Source organism: Streptomyces durhamensis (genome assembly GCF_000725475.1).
GTDB lineage: Bacteria > Actinomycetota > Actinomycetes > Streptomycetales > Streptomycetaceae > Streptomyces > Streptomyces filipinensis.
The window spans coordinates 220,712-240,560 of record NZ_JNXR01000014.1 but is presented as its reverse complement, the minus strand read 5'-3'; the positions used below and the strand labels follow the sequence as shown (position 1 = coordinate 240,560).

The following is a 19,849-nucleotide window of genomic DNA, read 5'->3' as shown; positions in this document are numbered from 1 at the left end:
AGCACCCGGGGATCGCATCCCCCGGGGGCCACTACCGAGGACCGGCGGCGGCGAGGTGCGCTTCTCCTCGTTCTGTGTCGTACGTCGTTGTTCTGTGCCGTACGTCGTTCTGTGTCGTGCGTATTGCGTTGTGCTACCACACTACAAAGCGTGAGTGACACTCCGCACGTTTCCGTGCGTATGACGAAGGGAGCGGTCCCCGGGTGCTACCGGGAACCGCTCCCTTCACGGCGACTTACTTGGCGCCCGCCGCACCACGGCGGATGCCGAGGCGGTCGACCAGCGTACGGAAGCGCTGGATGTCCTTCTTCGCCAGGTACTGCAGCAGGCGGCGGCGCTGACCGACGAGGATCAGCAGGCCACGGCGGGAGTGGTGGTCGTGCTTGTGGGTCTTGAGGTGCTCCGTCAGGTCGGAGATCCGACGGGAGAGCATCGCGACCTGGACCTCGGGGGAGCCGGTGTCGCCCTCCTTGGTACCGAACTCGGCGATGATCTGCTTCTTCGTAGCGGCGTCGAGCGACACGCGCACTCCTCATAGTCTGTTGAGTGCCACCGAGTGCCCCCGGTCTACGTCTCGGGGGGCTTCCGTTACTCGGGAGGCGGGGATCCGCTGGGCGCGGCCACCAGAGCCGACGGCTCCGGGGGTGCGTACACAAACGGCCGTCACACAGGGTACCAGCAGGTGGCCGATGTCTTTCCCCCGGTTCTGAAACCACCCGGCCGGGGACCGGTCCGCCACTAGGGTGAGCGCCGGGACCGTACACACGCCGGAAAGGGATCGCGGCACGATGACGGAGACGGAAGCGGAGCTCAGGGCACGCAAGGAGCGGGAGCGGGACGAACTGTACGCGCTCGACATCTCGGGCGTGGAGTGGCAGGGCGCGCCCGGCACGGAGGAGCACGAGGAGCGGGTCGAGATCGCGTACCTGCCGGGCGGGGCCGTGGCGATGCGTTCCTCCCTCGACCACGGCACCGTGCTGCGCTACACCGAGGCGGAGTGGCGCGCGTTCGTGCTGGGGGCGCGGGACGGGGAGTTCGATCTGGAGCCCTCGGAGCGCAATGGGGGGCTCACGGCGCAGTGAGCGGCGCGTGACAGCGCGTATGTCGGCGCGCAGGACGGCGCGCAGGACGGTTTTCGGCGGCGGGCCCGGGCTCCTGGAGGAGTCCGGGCCCGCCGCCGCCGGCGGTCGTGCGGTGTGGTCAGAAGACCGGGAACGCGATCAGTGAGCCGTTGGCCGTGGCGAAGGCCCGGTTGCCGCCGACCGCCAGTTTGACCGCGACCTTGAGCCCCAGGAACGAGGCGAAGTCGTAGTTCCAGACCTCCGAGCCGTCCTTGAGACTGAAGGCGCGCACCGTGGTGCCGTTGTAGTCGTCGTCGAGCGCCCACGCGCCGCTGCCCTGCACCAGGACCGGCCCCTGGCCGGCCTCGTAGGCCGTCCACCGTTCGTCGTCGCCCTTGCGGAGGCCGTACCGGGTGCTCATGCCACCGATGGTCACGTACACGGAGTCACCGAAGACCCGGGCGGCACCGTATTCCGGGGGGTTCGCGTAGCTGTCCGTCTGCTGCCAGAGTTCCTTGCCGTCCGAGATCCTGCGCGCGGTGAGCGTCTTGCCGTTGAGGTAGACCACTCCGCCGCGCGCCACCGGAACGAGCTGCTTCTTCCTCGCCTGGTTGGACAGCACCCACAGGGTGCGGCCGGTCTTCGTGTCGACCGCCAGGGCGTGTCCGCCGGTGGTCGACACGACCAGTGTTCCGCTGTCGGCGGCGCCCTCGGGGTAGACGCTGGTCCTGAACTGCCGCGCCATCGGCACGGTCCAGCGGATCCGCGCGTCGGAGCGGCCCACCGCGCGCAGCCGGTGGTCCTTCGTCAGCACGTACACCGCGTCCTCGTCGGCGGCCAGCAGCGCCTTGGCGTCGGCCTTCGCCGTCCACTTGGGCTCACCGGTGGACGGGACGTAGGTGCGCAGCGTGCCTTCCGTGTCGACGGCCACGAGCAGGCGGTCGGAGAGCGAGAGACAGCCGCCCGTCATCGGTGTGTCCCGGGCCTGCCAGCGGCGTCTGCCGTCGACGACGTTGAAGGCCGCGATGCCGCCGGAGGGGGTGGCGGCGATGATGACGTCCCGGATCGGCAGCGGGGCCGGCGCATCGGCCGCCACCGCCCCTTTGCGCGTCCAGAGCGGCTTCACCTGGTCACCGACGATGTAGTCGCCGTCGTCGGCGGACAGGACGCGTGCGGCCGGGGTCTTCACCGCGGGCGGGATGGTGAACAGGTCCTCGCGGCTCCGGCCGCCGTCGCGCAGCAGCCACCAGCCGGTGCCGCCGCCCGCCACGAGCAGCGCGCCGCCGGCCGCGATCCCGGTGACCAGTCCCCGCCGGCTCGGCCCCGCCCCGGTCTGTGTCGTCATCAGCGGTGCGGTCAGTTCGCGTACCTCACGCTCCCGCTCCCTGATCGCGTCCGCCACCGGCCCGCGCGTCCACGCAGTGCCGGACTTCTTCGGCGGCGCGAAGGCGCCGGCGACCTGCTCGGGCGTGGGCCGCCCGGCCGCCTCCTTGGCGAGACACGGGGCGATCAGGGCGTGCTGCTCGGGTGTGAGGCCGTGCCAGAGCGGTTCGCCATGGACGACCTCGTACTGGACGGCGGCCACGTGCGCGCCTTCGAACGCCCGGTGTCCCGTGGCCGCGTACACGAGTACGGCACCGAGGGAGAAGACGTCGGCAGCCGGGGTGACGCGCCGGCCGAGCACCTGCTCGGGGGCGCCGTATCCCGGAGTGACCGGGATCTGCCCGGTGGTGGTGAGCGTCAGACCGTGCTCGGGCCGTGCGATACCGAAGTCGATGACCCTCGGGCCGTCCGCGGTGAGCACGATGTTCGGCGGCTTGAGGTCGCGGTGGACGAAGCCGGCGGCATGGATGTCACGCAGGGTGCGGGCGACCGACGCGGCCAGCGCGCGCAGTCCCGTGTCGTCCAGTGGCCCGAGCCGGTCCACGATCTGGTCCAGTGTCGGTCCGGCGAGGAACTCGGTGGCGATCCACGGCCGTCCGCCCTCGGTCTGCGCGCCGAGGACCGCCGCCACCCCGGGGCTGCGCACGGCCTGGGCCGCCAGCGCCTCGCGTACGAACCGCTGGGCGAGGCCGGTGTCATGGGCGAGCTCCGGCCGGAGCACCTTCACGGCGGCGACGGTGCCCCTGTGGTCCTGCCCCACGTACACCTTGCCCATCCCGCCGTCGCCCAGCACACCGAGCAGCCGGTACGGGCCGAGCCGGATCGGATCACCGGTCGCCAGGGGTCTCATCGCTTGTCGCTCTCTCTCGTCTGCACCGGTCGGCTCGTCCGCGCCGGTCGGCTCATCGCAGCGGGAAGGCCGCGAGGAAGTGGCCGCCCAGCGCGATGATCTCCCCGGCCTTCTCGTGGATCATGAAGCGGTCGCCGGTGGTCCGGTAGGAGTGGTCGGGGGCGTGGGAGGACAGGTCGATGGCCCACAACCGCCCCCCTCGCTTGGTGTACGCGTAGTCGGGGCCGACGACCGGCGCGGTCTTCAGGTCCGCTTTCGCGCCCTGTCCGCCCTTCTCCTGCCACTTGACGCGCCCGGTCGCCGGGTCGAACGCGACGAGCCCGAGTCCCTTCTCGACGGCGTACAAGGAGCCTTTCCCGAGCGCCGGAAGGCCGTAGGTACGGCCCGGCCGTGCGGACGTGGAGTCCCAGGCGACGCCGCCGTCGCCGAGCCGCAGGGCCCGGAGCGGGCCGGCTCCCACGTACAGGTGCTGCGCGTCGGTGACCAGAGGCTGCCGTACCTGGTCCGGAGCGACCCCGTCGAGCTTGCGGTCCCAGCGGACCGTGCCCGTACGGGTGTCGCGTACGACGGCGTGCACGCTGCCGTCGTCGGCTTCCTGGAGCGCCACGAGACGGTTCCCGACGACCGAGGCGGCCAGGAAGTACAACTGCGAGGTGTCCTGGCGCCTCTTGGGCAGCGGTGCCGTCCACAGCCGCTTTCCCGTGCCGATGTCCACCGCGAGCACGTACCAGGACTGGGAGGACAGGAAGCCCTGGGAGAACTCGCCGCGGCCGGCGACCAGGTAGAGCACGCCGTCCGCGATGCACAGGGCCTGGTTCTCCGGGAGGGCGTTGAGGTCGGAGAACTGTACGAAGGGCTTCTCCGCCGTGCCGCTGAGGATGTCGAACGAGGCCAGGGCGAGCGGGTTCGCGTGGGAGGCGTCGTCCTCGACGCTGGATCCGATGTAGCCGTCGTCCACCTCGGTGACCAGGATGACGCGGTCGCTCTCGGAGGCGACCTGCCAGGTGTACACCGTGTCGTCCGACTTCCAGGAGGTCTTGCCGGTCTGCGCGCTGACACCGTTCAGGCTGTCCCCGGCGACCAGCACCACCAGGTTGGCCACGGAGTGCAACTGGGCGGGCAGGTATTCCAGGCCGTCCACGGAGAGGTACGTCTCCGGGTCGGCGACCTGGATCTGCCAGCGGGAGTCCAGTTGTCTCTTCGGCAGCAGGCTGTTGCTGGGTGCGGGGGCGGGCTGGGTGTGCGGGCCGCCGCCCCACCGGCTCCAGGCCCAGGCCCCGGCCGTCCCGGTGGCGGCGACGGCCAGCGTGGTGCCCGCGCCGGTGAGCAGCAGCCGCCGGCGGGACCACCGCGCGGGAGCCGGCGGCGTCCCCGGGTCCGGATCCTCGGCGGGAGCGGGCAGGCGCTGTGGCGTGACCTGCCAGACCTCGGTCGCGCGCCGGGCGATGTCGGCCAGCAGCAGGTCCGGCAGGTGGTCGGCGAACTCGCCGCCGCCGTCGTGCAGTCGGGAGGCGAGCCATCCGGTCGTGGGGCGCCGGAAGGGATTCTTGTCCAGGCACTGCGCGAGCACCGGCAGCAGGCTTTCGGGCACACCGTTCAGGTCGGGTTCGGTGTACTGCACCCGGTACAGCAGGTCCGCCGCCTGACCGTGCCCGAAGGGCGGACGCCCGGTGGCGGCGAAGACGAGCAGCCCGGCGAGCGCGAAGACGTCACCGGCGGCCGTGTGCTCCTGCCCGCTCGCCTGCTCGGGTGACATGAAGGCGGGGGTGCCGACCGCGACCCCGACTCGCGTGAGGTGGTCGTCCCCGGCCGCGCGGGCGATGCCGAAGTCGATGACCTTGGGCCCGTACGCGGTGATGAGGATGTTGGAGGGCTTGAGGTCGCGGTGGACGACGTCGGACGCGTGCAACTGCCCGAGCGCCCCGCACAGCGCCGCCCCGAGCGCCCGTACGGACGTCTCGGGCAGCGGACCGCAGAGCTGCACGGCCTCGTCGAGGGGCGGTCCGAGCACGTACTCGGTGGCGAACCACGGTGTCTCGGCCCGCGGATCCGCGTCCACCACGCCGGCGCCGAACCGTTCCCCCACGACCCGGGCCGCGTCGGTCTCCAGCCGGAACCGGGTGCGGAACGCGGGGTCGGAGGCGATGCGGGCGTGCATCGTCTTCAGTGCGACGGTACGGCCGCCTGCCGTACGGGCGAGGTAGACGGTGCCCATGCCGCCGCTGCCGAGGCGGGCGATCGGGCGGTACGGGCCGAACGCGTGGGGGTCGTCGTGTATGAGAGGGGAGGGCATGGCCGTCGTTCAGTTCGGGTGCGGGCGGGAGACGGGGCTGGTGCCGGGGCCGGCGGAGGGTGCGGGCGGTGCCTCGACGGGGATCTCCGCGGTGAGGACGGCCGCCGACTGATGGGCGAGGGCGGCGATCACGCGGCCGGGGAGCCAGCCGGGGGTGAGCAGAGTGGCGGCGCGGTTGTCGGTGCCTGGGCCGGCGTCGGTGCCGGCACCGGCGGACAACGCGTCGATCAGCTCGGCCAGTTGCGGGCGGGTACTCGGGTCACGGGAGAGGCACCGGGCGACGACCGTGCGGAACGCGGCCGGCAGTTCGTCCCGTTCGGGCGTCGTGTGGCCGGTGGCCGCGTAGGCGAGCGTCGCCCCGAGGGCGTAGACGTCCCCGAGGGGGCGCGGACGCCCGCCGGAGGCCTGTTCCGGCGGCAGACTGCCCGCTTCCAGTCCCGGGAGTCCCGAGCGCGGGGTACCGTCCGGCGCCGCCGCGCGCACGGCGCCGAAGCAGGAGAGACGGGGTCCGTCGGCGGCGAGGAGTACGGCAGCCGGTGACACGCCGGCGAAGGCCAGCCCCTGGCCGTGCAGGACGGCGAGCGTCTCGGCGAGGGCCACGCCCAGCGCGCGTACCGTCCGCTCGGGCAGCGGGCCGCCGTGTACGGCGAGGGCGGTCGGCAACGGCAGGACGGGCTGGTAGGGCCAGGAGTACCAGGCGGGCTCCCCCGGACCGGCGAGGGCCGTGGCCGGGGCGGCGCAGGGCCCGAGCAGATAACGGGAGCCGTCCGCCTCGGCCAGGAAGCGCCCGGCGTCGGCTCCCGGCCGCGGGAGCGACAGCAGGACGGTGTGCCGGCCGTCGGCGCTGCGGGCGATGTGGCGCCGCTCGGGGACGGGCAGTCTGGTACGCGGATCGTCCAGCGCGGTGATGAGCGTGTACGGGCCCACGCGCCGCCGTGCCTTCGCGGCCGTGCCCGGTTCTTCCCCGGCGGCCACACCCGTGCCGCCCCCTGTGACCTGCATTCCCTATCCTGTTTCTCCCGCTTTGCCGCCGGCGGTCCACGTCGTGGGCCTCACCCTCCCACATGCCGGCGACCTTCCGGACCTCGACCGATCAGGGGTTACGGCGCGACCGCAGCACGCCGAAACCGGCGCCTGCGACGACCAGTACGGCCGCGACGGCACCGATGACCACCCAGGTCGCCGTGTCGCCCCCGGAGCCGGAGTCCTTCGCGGCGGCCGGGCCGGGGCCGCTGGAGGAACCGGCGTCCTGTGCGGGCCGGCCGGGGGAAGGCGCGACCGACAGGCTCGGGGTGGCCATGACGTCCTCGTCGGCGTCCGTTCCGTTCTCGGCGTACAGGGGATCCCGGTCGGCCGGCCCCGGATCGATGTTCTGGTCCATCAGCACGCGGCGCGGGCGGATGAGGCCGTAGCCGAGGTACGTGCTGGGCCTGTCCTTGGGCCAGGACCGGCCCGCGGTGTCGAGGAGTGTCCGAAGGACCTGGTTGGCCGTCCAGTCGGGGTGCACCGACCAGACCAGGGCCGCGGAGGCGGAGGCGAGGGCGGTGGCGGGGCTGGTGCCGTCGGTGTCGCAGTACCGGGTGAACGTGCCGTCGCACCAGAGGGGGATGTGGACGCCGGGGGCCGCGAAGTCCACGTAGTCGCTCTTCGTGGAGAACTTGCCCACCGTTCCGGTGCTGTCGGTGGCGGAGACGCCGACGACGTACGGGTAGACGGCCGGATACGAGGCCTTTCCCTTTTCTCCGCCGTTACCGATCGCCGCGAACATCAGCTTCCCCTTGGAGGCGGCGTACTTGACGGCGTCTTCCTCCTCGGAGGACGAATACGGACTGGTGAGAGACATGTTGATGACCTTCGCGTCACTGTCGGCGGCGGCCCGGATCGCGTCGGCGAGGCTCGCCAGCTTGTCCTCGTCCTTGCGGTCCGTCGTGTACGGGATGTGAAGGGGAAGGATCTTCGCTCCCGGTGCCAGCCCCTTGACACCACCGCCCGCTCCCGTACCGGCGATGAGCTCGGCCATGCCCGTGCCATGACCGTCACCGTCCTCGGTCGCCTTGTACGCGACGGACTTCGGCACCTGGCCGGTCAGCACCTGCCCCTTGAGGGACGGGGTCTTCGGATTCACGCCCGAGTCGACAACGGCGACCTCCACCCCCTTGCCGGTGCTGTGTTTCCACATCTCGTCGGCACGCATGGCGTTCAGGTACCACTGCTTCGACCGGATGCCCTCTGCCGGCGCTCCGGGAGCCGGCCCGGCCGAGACGATGACCAAGGTGCCCAGCGCCGAACACATCGCTGCCAGACGCCTCATACCGCGCCCCCTCAGGAGGGCAACACCTCTGCCGCGTCGGCCGGTCCCTGGCTCCATGCCTGTGTACGTCCTCGCTCGTGTTCAGTTGGGCCGGGGCTACCGGCTGTTCGGCGCCGACGACCCTATCGCGCGGTATCCGGGAGGCGGACGGCCACTCCAGGCGGAGCGGCCGTCCCCGGCGTTCCACCGGTGATGACGACCCAACCGGCCGATGCGGGGGCAGGGTTGCCGGGCACACCGCGACGGATGCAATGAACTGCCCGCAGTGTCCCTTTTGTTCGCCCTGTCCGCGCCCCCAGGGGCGGGCGGGCCTGCCGAGGTACGGCTCGCGGTGATTAGGCTGGGAGCGGGCGCGATGACACGACCCGTGGACCGGGCGTCGGTGTCCCGGGGGCACGATCGCCGGATCGGACTGCCCCAACGACTACGGACGACTCGGAACGACACGACATGGTCGCCCCGGCACGGCATGAGGGTGCTCGACCACATCAGGAGGAACTGTGAGCAGCGATCGGGACGGGATGCGCGGGGGCTGGGCCACGCCCGGCGATGACCAGCCCGACGCGGAGGCCGTCGAGACCACCGGTGAGTTCACCATCGACTACGCTCCCCCCGCCTGGTACACGCAGAACGCGTCCGGCGCGCCCGGAGCCGCCGGTACGGCGGCAGGACCGGGCGGTGCGGGCGGTTTCACCGGGGCCGGCAGCTCCGCCGACGCGGGCGCGCCCGCCGCCTCCGCGGTGCCGTCGTTCCCCTCGAACACACCGGCCCCCGGGCCGACCCCGCCACCGCCCACCGCACAGCCCTCCGGCCCCCCGCCGCAGGGGACGCCGTACCCGCCCGCGCAGGGCGCCGCCCATCCCCAGGGCGCCCCCTACCCGCCTCCGCAGGGTGCTCCCTACCCGCCACCCCAGGGTGCTCCCTATCCGCCTGCGCAAGGCGCTGCTTACCCGCCTCCGCAGGCGACTCCGTACGCGCCGCCTCCGCCACCGCACGCCACGCCCTACGCCGCGCCCGTGCCGCCCGTCGGTCATCCCACCCCGGTGCCGCAGTTGCCGGACGGCTTCGAGCTGCAGCAGCCGCAGCCTTTCCCACCGGCTCCGCCGGCCCAGCCGGAGGCCGGGGCGGTCGAGCCGCAGACGAGCAACGGGGACCTGGAGAGCGGGGCCACCATGCGGTTCTCCGCCGTGGCCCTGAAGCGCGAGATGGCCGAGATCGCCGAGCGCGCGGCGGCTGCCGCGCAGCAGGCCGGGTCCGGTGACGAGGGCTCCGCCGAGGGTTCGGGGACGGCCGAGGCCGGCGGGGAGGCCACGTCGGCCGTCGCCGAGGAGGCTGCGGCCGCACCGCGGGACGCCGAGGAGTCCGGCGACGGTGGCGTCCCGGAGGACGACCCCGGGCCGGCTGCCGCAACCTCCGAGGCCCCCGGGGACGCCGGGGACGCCGGGGACGCCGGGGACGCCGGGGACGCCGGGGACGCCGGGGACGCCGGGGGGAATGAGGAGCAGGGGGACGGCGAGCCCGAGGGCAGCGCCGGGGACGCGGACGGTGTCCGGGCGGGATCCCCCGTCGACGCCTCGTCCGACGGCCTTGAAGCCGATGGAGCCGAGTCCACCGCCGCCCGGTCCGACGCCATGGCCCAGGACGCCATGGCCCAGGACGCCGCGGTCCAGGACGCTGTGGCGGCGGACGCCTCGACCCAAGACTCCGTGACGGCGGACGCCAGCGCCCAGGACGCCGCAGCCCAGGGCACTGTGGCAGCGGACGCCTCGACCCAAGACTCCGTGACGGCGGACGCCAGCGCCCAGGACGCCGCAGCCCAGGGCACTGTAGCGGCGGGCGCCTCGGCCCAGGACGCTGTGGCAGCGGACGCCTCGGCTCAAGACGCCGTGGCGGCGGACGCCGCAGCCCGGGACGCCGTGGCAGCGGACGTCGCGGCCCAAGACGCCCCGACTCAGAGCGCCGCCGCAGCCCGGGGCGCCTTGGCTCCGGATGCCTCGGTCCAGGACGCCGTGACGCCGAACACCTCGGCCCAGGACGCCGCAGCCCCGGACACCCTGACGCCGAACGCCGCAGCCCCGGAGGCCTCGGTCCAGGACGCCAAGGTCCAGGACGTGGTGACGGCGGACGCCACCGCCCAGGACGCCGGTCCGCAGCCGGGCGCGCCCGCGCACGGCGCCGAACCCCACACCGCGCCGCAGCCGGGCACGCCGGAGAACGGTGCCCAGCCCCAGGGCAGCCAGGCCCACAGCGCCCCGCAGCCCGGCGCGCCCCAGGCCGTCGCCCCGTCCGCTCCGCAGGACGCCCAGCCCGCCTGGACGCCTCCGCCCGCGCCGCAGGCCGGTGTGCCGCCGCTGCCGCCCTCCTACCAGCCCGCGGCGCCCGCTCCGGCGGCTCAGTGGCCGGTGCAGCAGCCCGGTCCGATGCCGGGTCAGCCGCAGCCGGCGGTCGCGCAGGGGCCCGGTGGCGTGCCCGGGCAGCAGCCGCCGTTCCAGCCGCAGGCCCCGCAGCCCGCACCCGCCGCCTGGGACCAGGCCGCCCAGCCGGGTCAGCCCGGCGCACCCACGGCAACGCCGCAGCCGGGTCAGCCGACGGGGGGACCGGCCCCGCAGCCGACCCCCGCCGGGCCCCCCGCGCCGGCCGGCTACGGCTTCCCCCAGCCGGGCACCCCCAACGCCCAGCCCCAGCCCGGCGGGGAGCCGCCGGCACCCCAGGCGAACCCCAACGCCCCCACCCCGCACGCCGGCTACGGCTTCCCCCAGCCCGGCACCCCCAACGCCCAGCCACAGCCCGGCGGCTACGATTTCCCCCAGTCGGACCCGAACGCGCAGGCACAGCCCGGCGGTTACGGATTCCCGCAGGGGCCGGTCGATCCGCGGTCCGGTACCGGCTGGCCGCAGCCCCTCCAGCACGACCACCGCCAGCCGACCAACCCCGGTGCGGCACCGCTCGGTTACACAGCCGCCGTGGAACTGTCCTCGGACCGACTGCTCAACAACAGGAAGCAGAAGCCGAAGAGCGGGCGCCCGGCGGCGGGCGGCCGGTTCAAGATCGGTGGCAAGAAGGAGGAGGCCGAGCGGCAGCGCAAGCTGGAGCTGATCCGCACGCCGGTGCTCTCCTGCTACCGGATAGCGGTCATCAGCCTCAAGGGCGGCGTCGGAAAGACGACCACGACCACCGCGCTCGGCTCCACCCTCGCCACCGAGCGGCAGGACAAGATCCTGGCGATCGACGCGAACCCGGACGCCGGCACGCTCGGCCGCCGGGTGCGCCGGGAGACGGGGGCGACCATCCGTGACCTCGTCCAGGCGATCCCCTACCTGAACTCGTACATGGACATCCGCCGGTTCACCTCGCAGGCGGCCTCCGGTCTGGAGATCATCGCCAACGACGTGGACCCGGCCGTCTCGACGACGTTCAACGACGAGGACTACCGGCGCGCGATCGACGTGCTCGGCCGTCAGTACCCGGTCATCCTGACCGACTCCGGCACGGGCCTGCTGTACAGCGCCATGCGCGGGGTGCTCGACCTCGCCGACCAGCTCATCATCATCTCCACGCCGTCCGTGGACGGTGCCAGCAGCGCCAGCACGACGCTGGACTGGCTGTCCGCGCACGGGTACGCCGACCTGGTCTCCCGGTCCCTCACGGTGATCTCCGGTGTCCGTGAGACCGGCAAGATGATCAAGGTCGAGGACATCGTCACGCACTTCGAGACGCGCACCCGCGGGGTCGTGGTCGTGCCCTTCGACGAGCACCTGGCCGCCGGTGCCGAGGTCGACCTCGACATGATGCGGCCGCGGACCCGCGAGGCGTACTTCAACCTCGCCGCGCTGGTCGCCGAGGACTTCGTGCGGCACCAGCAGTCGCAGGGGCTGTGGACCAGCGACGGCAACCCGCCGCCGGTGGCCGCGCCGCCCATGCCGGGACAGCCGATGCCGGAACAGTCCGCGCCGGGCCAGCCGATGCCGGGGCAGCCCATGCCTGGCCAGCCGATGCCGGGGCAGCCGTACCCGCAGGCTCCCGGTCAGGAGCTGTACACCGGGCCGCCGCAGGCCTACCCGCCGCAGCAGGCACAGCCGCCGCAGGCGCAGCAGCCCTACCCGCAGGCCCCGGGGCAGCCGTACCCGCCGCAGGAGCCCGGGCAGCCGTACCCGCCGCAGCAGGGCTACCCGCAGCCTCCGCAGGGACAGCAGCCGCCCCAGCAGTAGCAACGGCAGGACAAAGGGCGGCCGGTGCGTTCTCCGCACCGGCCGCCCTTTCGTCGCGCGAAAAGCCCTGGGAAAGCCGGCTCTACGCCTCGGCGGCGATGATCTCCCGGCACCTCTTCACGTCCGCGGCCATCTGCTCCAGCAGGGCCTCCAGCGACTCGAACTTCGCCTGGCCGCGCACATAGGAGAGGAAGTCGACGGCGACGTGCAGGCCGTACAGGTCGAGGCCGACACGGTCGATGGCGTACGCCTCCACCGTGCGCTCCGTACCGTCGAACTGCGGGTTGGTGCCCACGGAGACCGCGGCCGGCATGGCCTCGCCCTGGACGTGGAGATAGCCGGCGTAGACGCCGTCGGCGGGGATCGCGGTGTGCGGGAGCGTCTCCACGTTGGCCGTCGGGAAGCCCAGTTCGCGGCCGCGCTGGGCGCCGCGCACGACCACGCCCTCCACGCGGTGCGGGCGGCCCAGGATCTCGCGGGCGCCCTCGACGTCGCCCTCGGCGACCAGGCGGCGCGTCATCGTCGAGGAGAACGGCTCGCCCCCGCCCGCCGCGCCGGTGACGTACAGGTCGACGACCTCGACCTCGAAGTCGTAGACCTTGCCCTGCTCGACGAGGAACTCGACGTTGCCGGCGGCCTTGTGGCCGAAGCGGAAGTTCGGGCCTTCCACGACCGCCTTCGCGTGCAGCTTGTCCACCAGGACCTTCACGACGAACTCGGCGGGCGAGAGCTTCGAGAACTCGGTGGTGAAGGGCAGGATGAGGACCGCGTCCACGCCCAGGTCCGCCATCAGCTCGGCACGGCGGTGGTGCGCGGCGAGCAGCGGCGGGTGGCTGCCGGGGCGGACGACCTCGCTGGGGTGCGGGTCGAAGGTGACCACGACGGCCGGGACGCCCAGCTCGCGGGCGCGGTCGACGGCGTGCTGGATGATCAGCTGGTGGCCGCGGTGGACGCCGTCGTAGGAACCGATGGTGACGACGCTGCGCCCCCAGTCCTGGGGGATGTCCTCCAAGCCACGCCAGCGCTGCACTGTGACCGCTCCTCGAACCCGTGTCCGTGTCTACCTTGACCTCTGTGCAGATCTAAGGGTGCCATGCCGGGTGCCCCGGGCCCGCATCGGTGTCGGGGCTGTGACCGGGCGCACGTCAGCCGTTGCCCGCCGGGGCCGCTCACGCCGGTACGCGTATGCCCGCCAGGTTCTCCAGCATGCGGCGGGTGCTGGGGCCCACGACGGCGGCCCAGTCCCCGGGGGCGGCGGCCAGCCAGCGGGCCATCCGGGCGGCGAAGCCGGGCACCTGCCGGCCCAGGTCGACCAGGGCGCGGTCGAAGTGGGTGGCGCCCTCGGGGGTGCGGACGAGGAGCAGGCCGGTGCGGTGGACGAGCCCGCGGGCCTCCTCCTCCGCCCGGCCGTCGCCGTGCTCCGCCGCCGTGTGCAGGACGGCGTCCAGCACGTACGGGTGCTGTTCCCGGGCGAGCAGGAACTCGAGCAGCTCGCGGCGCAGGGGGCGGGAGGCGGGGGTGGCGGGGGCGGCCAGGACGGTGGCGAGGGCCGCGCGGAGCTGTTCGGGGGCGTCGTCGAGCAGCCCGGTGACCAGGGGCAGCAGGACCGGGCGGTTGGTGGGGCCCTGGGCCAGGCGGCGGTCGACGTGGGCGGCGATGCGCCCGGCGGTCTGCGGGTGCAGCCGTACCGCCTCCCGGAGCAGGGCCGGGACGAGGCGGGCGAGGGCCGGGGTGGTGACGTCGGTGAGGGTGCCCAGCGCCTCGTCCGGGTGCGGGCCGCGCAGCCGGGCGCGGAAGGCCTCCAGGACCTGTTCGCGGTGGGTGTTCAGGGCGGGGGCCAGGGCACTCGGCGGGAACTGCGGGTCGCCGTCGGTGAAGTGTCGCAGGGCCTCGGCGAGGTGCCGGTCGCGGCTGTGCGGGTCGCGGACCAGCAGGGCGAGGGCGCCGCCGTGCAGGGTGCAGTCGGCGGGGCGGGCGAGCAGGGCGAGGGCGGCGTAGCGCAGCAGTTCGCGGTCGGCCGCCGAGCGGACGTGCGGGGCGGCGCGCAGCCCGAAGGCCACGGCCGCGACGCGCCGGGCGGGGCGCTCGTCGTGCGCCCAGCGGTCGACGGCCCGGCAGACGGCTGACGGCTCGTCCTCGGCGAGGGTGGCGAGCAGTTCGTCGGCGCGCCGGTGGGCGCTCGCCACCAGGATCTCGGTGAGGTCGTCCAGCGCGCCGTGCCGGTGGGTGTGCAGCAGGGCCTGTGCGGCGGTCGCGACGGTGGCGTGCGGGGTCGCGGGCAGTGGCCGTTCGTCGTCGAACCAGCGCGTCAGGCCCGGCTGTACGACGGCGGGCGCGGCGGCGAGCAGCCGGGCGACGGCGTCCAGGTAGCGCTCGCCGGCCTCCGGGGGTGCCTGGTCGGCCAGCACGAGCCGGCGCAGCAGGTCGAGCCGCTCGGTGTCGGGGACCGGAAGCTCGGTCCAGAAGGCGGGGCCGAACTCGGCCGGTACGGGCCGCTGGGCGCGGCGCCAGCCGACGATGCGGTCGGCGAGCAGCCGCAGCTCCTCGGTGTACGGCGTCGCGTCCGGGACCTGGAGCAGGGTGCGGGCGAGCAGCCCGGCGGCCCACCAGGAGCCGGGGTCCCGGTCGAGGGCTTCCATCAAGTCCCTCAGCTTGCCGGCGAGTTGATGGTCTCCGTGCTGCCGGGCGAGGAGCAGCAGGGCCTGCACGACGGGGCCGACGCGGTGGTGCGGCACGGGCACGGGCCGGGGCTCGCCCGGTGTGCGGGTGCGGTGGACCAGGGCGTGCAGGGCCTCGTCGAGGTCGAGGTGCATGCCCTGGATCCAGTCGGCCAGCTCCTCGTGCGCGAAGCGGTAGCCGTCGCCGGCCGGGACGAGCAGGCCCTCGGTGAGCACGGCGGACGCCCAGCCGGTGCCGCCGCCGAGCCGGGCCGGGGCGATCCCCCAGGGGAACACCTCTTCGAAGGACTCCCGGTCCAGCTCGCCCTGCCCGGGTCCGAGGCTGCGCCTGGCGGCCTCGTGCACCTGGCCGGCGACGCGTGCGGCGAGCCGGCGTACGGCCGTGCCGCGCAGACCGCTCCCGGCGGCGAGCCGGACCGCGATCCGCAGGCACATCAGGTCCAGGTGCGCCGCGAACACCTCGTGCCGGTCCACCGGCCCGGCGACCGGCATGTCCGGCGCGGCGGCGCGGACCTCGGACAGCAGACGGAGGGTCAGCGGATGCCGGGCCTCGCGGCCGGCGAGGACCCCGTCCGGGATCCAGTAGCGGGCCCGCGCGAGACACGCCTCGCCCACCGTGAGATCGGGGAGACGGACGCAGGGCGGGAGGAGAGCCGGCGGTTCTGTCCGCGCGGGCGCACCGGGCCTGGCGAAGAGGGCGGCGGACGCGGTGGCGGTGGGTGTGGAGAAGGGAGCGGCGGGCGCAGTGGGGGTGGGCGTGACGAAGGGAGCGGCGGGCACAGTGGGGGTGGGCGTGACGAAGGGGGCGCGGGGCTCCCCGAAGTCAGCGGGCGCAGGCCTCGCGTAGGGGGCTGCGGGCTCACCGGAGGCGGTGGGCACAGCAGGGGCAGCGGGCACAGCGGAGGCGGCGGACGCCGCGGGGGCAGGCCTCGCGACGGGAGCGGCTGGCGCACCGAAGCCAGTGGGGGCAGGCATCGCGAAGGAAGCGGCAGACGCACCGGAGGCGGCAGGCGCTGCGGGGGCCGCGAAACCACGCGGGGCGGCGGGTGCCCCGGCAGTCACGGAACCGACCTGGTCGCCCGGAGCCGCGCCGGCCACCGGCCCAGCGGGGACGCTGGAAGTCCCGGAAGTCCCGGAACCGGCGGAAGCCCCGGAGGCCGCCGAACCAGCCGGGACGAACGGAACCCCAGAACCCCCGGACCCGGCCGAAACCCCAGAACCCGCCGCACCAGCCGACACGAACAGGCCCCCGGAAGCGGCGGACGCGGGCGAAGGGGCGAGATCCGTGGGAGCCGTCCAAGCGGCCTGCTCGGCTGGGGTCATGCCGGGCGTAGCACCGGGCGGGGTGGTGGGGGCTCCGCCGCGCCACGGGTCGGTCGAAGGGATCCGCGTGGAAGCCGTCGCAGTGGCCGGGGCCGGGGTAGCGGTCGGGGGCGGTGGGGTGTGCAGCAGGTCGGCGGGGAATTGCGCCCCCGCGCACTGCCAGTACTCCTCCCGGCAGGCCACCACCAGCCGTGCCCCGGTCGCGCGCAGCCAGGCGGCCGTTCCGCCGGTCCACTCGGGCAGCCGGTGGGCGAGGACGGGGGGCATCTCCTCGGGGCCGTCGAGGAGCAGCAGGAGCGGGCGGCCGGTCCGGGCGGCGAGGCGGGCCAGGTGCTCGGGGCCGAGGTCGCCCAGGTCGGCGGGATGGACCGAGCGGGCGGCGGCGACGATCCGGGCGGCCCGTTCCAGGGCGCGGCCGGCCGCGTCGGCCACGCAGTCGTCGGTGTCCTCCAGATCGGCTCCGCGCAGCCACAGCGTCGGGGCGGCCCGCTCGCCGTGTCCTCGCCGAGCGGCGAGTGCGGCGAGCTCCGTCGTACGGCCGCTGCCGGGAGCGCCGACGAGCCCGAGCACGGCCCGGTCGCCGTCCGTGAAGGCGTCCAACTCCCTTACGATGTCGGCGCGTTCGACCGGTTCCAGCGCGCCGGGGAGGAAGCCCCGCGGGCCGTCCTGGCCGACCGAGGTGGCGGTCAGCTGCAGGAGGGCGGCCAGGTTGAGGTCGGCGCCGTAGGCGGGCACGGTGGCCTCGTTGCGTGCGAGCAGTTCCGCGAGGGGGCCCGCGGCGGGCCGCAGCGGCACCGCGAAGCCCGTGTCGCGCCGGGCCGAGTGCAGGGCGGTGCCGAGGACGCCGACCACCGCGCCGGTCCTCGCGTCGAGCACCGGTCCCCCGGCCGCCCCGCCGCCCGGCCGCAGCGCGTCCTGGCCGGCGGTGCCGATGGCCAGCTCCAGCGCGTCCCGGAGGAGGTGGACGCGGTCGGTGGCGGTGTAGGTCACCTCGGTCGCGGCCAGTACCCGCGCCTCCCGCCAGCAGCCCGCCGGGAGCCGTACGTATGTTCCGGCGTCGATGCGCTCCCGCACGGTCAGTGGCAGCGGGTCCACGCCCAGGCCCTGGGTGCGGATCAGAGCCAGGCCGAGGGTGGGCAGCGGGGTGACGGCGTCCGCGTCGACCACACAGGAGCGGTGGGCCGCTGTGTGCAGCACGAGCCGGGGCAGGCCGTCGACGGACTCGTGGCCGGTGAGCAGGGTGCCCTGGTGATCGGCGAGGAAGCCGACGCCCCGGGGACGTCCGGCGAGGTCGCTGATCCGGACCAGGGAGGGGTCGGGGCCGGGGCTGTCGCTGTGCGCGGGGCTGTCGCCGGCCGTGGGGGCGCAGAGGCCCGCGACGCCGCCGACGCCACTCGTACCCGTGGTGTAGGTGGTCCCGGTCGGGCCGATACCGCTGGTGCCTGTGGTGTACGTGGTGCCGGTCGGGCCGGTGCCGCCGATACCCGTGTCATCGGCGCCGGTGAGGCCGAAGCCCGTGGTACCGGTGGTGTAGCCGGTGCCGGCTGTGCCGGTGGTGCAGCCGGCGTCGGCGGCAGGGGCGGCGGCGCCCCTGGCGTCCCCGCGGTCCCGAGCCTCCCGTGGGAAGCCGTACGCCGGTTCCCCCGTACCGTCCGCCGTCGCCCCGCGACCGCTTCCGGTGCTCGGGCCCCGTCCCGCCATGGCCGTACCTCCGCCCGTACCCGCGTGCCCTGTGTCCCGACGGTAGGCGCGCGGTGATCGACGGGACAGATCGCGTGGCGAAAGCGCCCCCTTCCGCTCCCCCGGTTCACTCCGAGCGCCTGCCCGGACGGGTGAATAGGCGGGGGCTGTTGGATAACCCTAGAGGTGGGGGAACCGAGGGGGGGACCGTGGAGCGGCGGCAGGGGCTCACCCCGTGGCCGGCCGCCGCTCCACGGGCAGCGCCCATGGCAGGGGCCTCAGCCGAAGACGGCGAGGCTCTTGGCCTTGCCCTTCTGCTGCTCGACGAGCGCGAGGAGACGGCCCTCGGGGCCGAACACGGCGACGGGTCCGGCGCCGGCGTACTCGTCGGGCATCTCCAGCCGGACGCCGTTCAGCAGCAGCCGGGCGCGCCGGTCGTCCACCTGCCAGCGGGGGAACGCGGCCCCGGCGGCCTCCGCGATCGGCATCACGGTCAGTTCCTGCTGGAGCTGGTCCAGTGTCCTCGCCGTATCGATCTTGTACGGTCCGACGCGGGTCCGGCGCAGCGCGGTGAGGTGACCGCCGACGCCCAGGTCGGCGCCCAGGTCACGGGCCAGGGCACGGATGTACGTGCCGGACGAGCAGACCACGGACACGACCAGGTCGAGCACCGCGGTGCCGTCGTCGGCGACGGCGTCCCGGACGTCGTACACCGCGAAGGAGGAGATCGTCACCGGCCGGGCGGGGATCTCGAAGTCCTCGCCCTCGCGGGCCCGCTTGTAGGACCGTACGCCGTCGATCTTGATGGCGCTGACCTTGGACGGGACCTGCATGATGTCGCCGGTCAGCTTGGCGATGCCGGCGTCGATGGCGTCCCGGGTCACCTTGGAGGCGTCGGTGGACGAGGTGATCTCGCCCTCGGCGTCGTCGGTGACCGTGTTCTGGCCCAGGCGGATGGTGCCCAGGTACTCCTTCTCGGTCAGCGCGAGGTGCCCGAGGAGCTTGGTGGCGCGCTCGACCCCGAGGACCAGGACGCCGGTCGCCATCGGGTCGAGGGTGCCGGCGTGGCCGACGCGGCGGGTCCTGGCGATCCCGCGCATCTTGGCGACCACGTCGTGCGAAGTGAAGCCCGACGGCTTGTCGACGATGACGAGGCCGTCGGGCGTGGTGTGCTTCTGGGTCATTCCGCGGCGTCGCCGTCCGTCTCGTCGTCGGCCGGCTTCCGGTACGGGTCCGCGCCGCCCGCGTAGCTGGCGCCCGCGGAGGCCTCGCGCACCGCGGCGTCGGACTGCCGGGCCTTGTCGAGGAGGTCCTCGATGGTCCGGGCGGTGTCCGGCAGGGCGTCCGCGACGAAGGTGAGGGTCGGGGTGAACTTCACACCCGCCGCACGGCCGACCTCGGAGCGCAGGATGCCCTTGGCGCTCTCCAGGCCGGCTGCCGCCGCGTTCCGCTCCTCCTCGTCGCCGTAGACCGTGTAGAAGACGGTCGCCTCCCGCAGGTCACCCGTGACCCGGGTGTCCGTGATGGTGACGTGCGAGCCGAGCCGCGGGTCCTTGATCCCGCGCTGCAGCTTCTGGGCCACCACCTCCCGGATGAGGTCCGCCAGCCTTTTCGCCCGCGCGTTGTCGGCCACTGGTCCGTCTCCCGTTCTTTCTTCTGCTTGCTCTGGTGTTGGGTCTGGTCGTCAGTCGTCCTCGCCGTGGAAGCGCCGTCGCACGGACAGCAGCTCGACCTCGGGGCGGCCGGCGACCAGCCGTTCGCACCGGTCCAGTACGTCGGTGAGGTGCGCCGCGTCGCCGGAGACCATGGCGAGGCCGATGAGGGCTCGCCGGTGGAGGTCCATGTGGTCCACCTCTGCCGCGCTCACCGCGTACTTCCGCTGGAGTTCGGCGACGATCGGGCGGACGACGGAGCGCTTCTCCTTCAGCGAGTGGACGTCGCCGAGGAGGAGGTCGAAGGACAGAGTCCCCACGTACATGTGTAGCCGGTTCACCCGCCGGTACGGGATCGATGGCCCCGGGTCCGTGTGGCCGGGGTCATCAAGAACGGTACCCCGTTCCTG

The 19,849-nt window shown here is 74.0% G+C and carries 12 protein-coding genes; 2 read left to right on the top strand and 10 right to left on the bottom strand.

The genetic code is table 11. The features are described 5' to 3' along the window. Positions 1-235 precede the first annotated feature (235 nt). Entirely contained in the window at positions 236-523 is a 288-nt protein-coding gene (rpsO, locus tag IO33_RS0121790) for a 30S ribosomal protein S15 (RefSeq protein ID WP_030583699.1), read from the bottom strand. Positions 524-788: 265 nt separating this feature from the next. On the opposite strand from rpsO, the gene IO33_RS0121785 reads away from it, so the two are divergent. Then, positions 789-1,082 (top strand): DUF397 domain-containing protein, encoded by a 294-nt coding sequence (locus tag IO33_RS0121785; protein WP_031167528.1) that lies wholly within the window; start codon positions 789-791, stop codon positions 1,080-1,082. Positions 1,083-1,200: 118 nt separating this feature from the next. Here IO33_RS0121785 and IO33_RS0121780 read toward each other — a convergent pair whose 3' ends face one another. From IO33_RS0121780 to IO33_RS0121765, 4 genes are all read right to left on the bottom strand, one after another. After that, positions 1,201-3,294 carry an outer membrane protein assembly factor BamB family protein gene (locus tag IO33_RS0121780; RefSeq protein WP_031167527.1) on the bottom strand — a complete coding sequence of 698 codons (2,094 nt, stop codon included), beginning with the start codon at positions 3,292-3,294 and terminating at the stop codon, positions 1,201-1,203. 52 nt (positions 3,295-3,346) lie between these two features. Beyond that, positions 3,347-5,587, bottom strand: a complete 2,241-nt coding sequence (locus IO33_RS0121775) for a protein kinase domain-containing protein (protein ID WP_031167525.1) — start codon at positions 5,585-5,587, stop codon at positions 3,347-3,349. 9 nt (positions 5,588-5,596) lie between these two features. Then, a complete protein-coding gene (locus tag IO33_RS0121770) occupies positions 5,597-6,589 on the bottom strand; it encodes a protein kinase family protein (RefSeq protein ID WP_051926886.1) in 993 nt (330 codons plus the stop codon). 91 nt (positions 6,590-6,680) lie between these two features. After that, positions 6,681-7,898, bottom strand: coding sequence for a S8 family serine peptidase (locus IO33_RS0121765; protein ID WP_031167520.1), 1,218 nt, complete (start codon positions 7,896-7,898; stop codon positions 6,681-6,683). 500 nt (positions 7,899-8,398) lie between these two features. On the opposite strand from IO33_RS0121765, the gene IO33_RS0121760 reads away from it, so the two are divergent. Further along, positions 8,399-12,106 carry an SCO5717 family growth-regulating ATPase gene (locus tag IO33_RS0121760; protein WP_031167517.1) on the top strand — a complete coding sequence of 1,236 codons (3,708 nt, stop codon included), beginning with the start codon at positions 8,399-8,401 and terminating at the stop codon, positions 12,104-12,106. Between the two features lie 82 nt (positions 12,107-12,188). Here the strand turns inward: IO33_RS0121760 and IO33_RS0121755 are convergent, their stop codons facing one another. The 5 genes from IO33_RS0121755 to IO33_RS0121735 all read right to left on the bottom strand — a co-directional run bounded on the left by IO33_RS0121755 (position 12,189) and on the right by IO33_RS0121735 (position 19,765). Further along, complete coding sequence (locus tag IO33_RS0121755) at positions 12,189-13,136, bottom strand: bifunctional riboflavin kinase/FAD synthetase (protein ID WP_031167516.1); 948 nt, start codon at positions 13,134-13,136, stop codon at positions 12,189-12,191. Positions 13,137-13,275: 139 nt separating this feature from the next. Further along, on the bottom strand, positions 13,276-17,808 hold the full coding sequence (locus IO33_RS45980) for a hypothetical protein (RefSeq protein WP_425347971.1): 4,533 nt from the start codon (positions 17,806-17,808) through the stop codon (positions 13,276-13,278). Positions 17,809-18,065: 257 nt separating this feature from the next. After that, complete coding sequence (gene truB / locus IO33_RS0121745) at positions 18,066-18,971, bottom strand: tRNA pseudouridine(55) synthase TruB (protein ID WP_031167511.1); 906 nt, start codon at positions 18,969-18,971, stop codon at positions 18,066-18,068. Beyond that, the gene (gene rbfA / locus IO33_RS0121740; RefSeq protein ID WP_031167510.1) at positions 18,968-19,420 is read right to left on the bottom strand and encodes a 30S ribosome-binding factor RbfA; all 453 of its coding nucleotides are present in this window, start codon (positions 19,418-19,420) and stop codon (positions 18,968-18,970) included. The genes truB and rbfA overlap by 4 nt, the downstream gene beginning before the upstream one ends. Positions 19,421-19,471: 51 nt before the next feature. Continuing rightward, a complete protein-coding gene (locus IO33_RS0121735) occupies positions 19,472-19,765 on the bottom strand; it encodes a DUF503 domain-containing protein (protein WP_031167509.1) in 294 nt (97 codons plus the stop codon). Between the last annotated feature and the right edge of the window lie 84 nt (positions 19,766-19,849).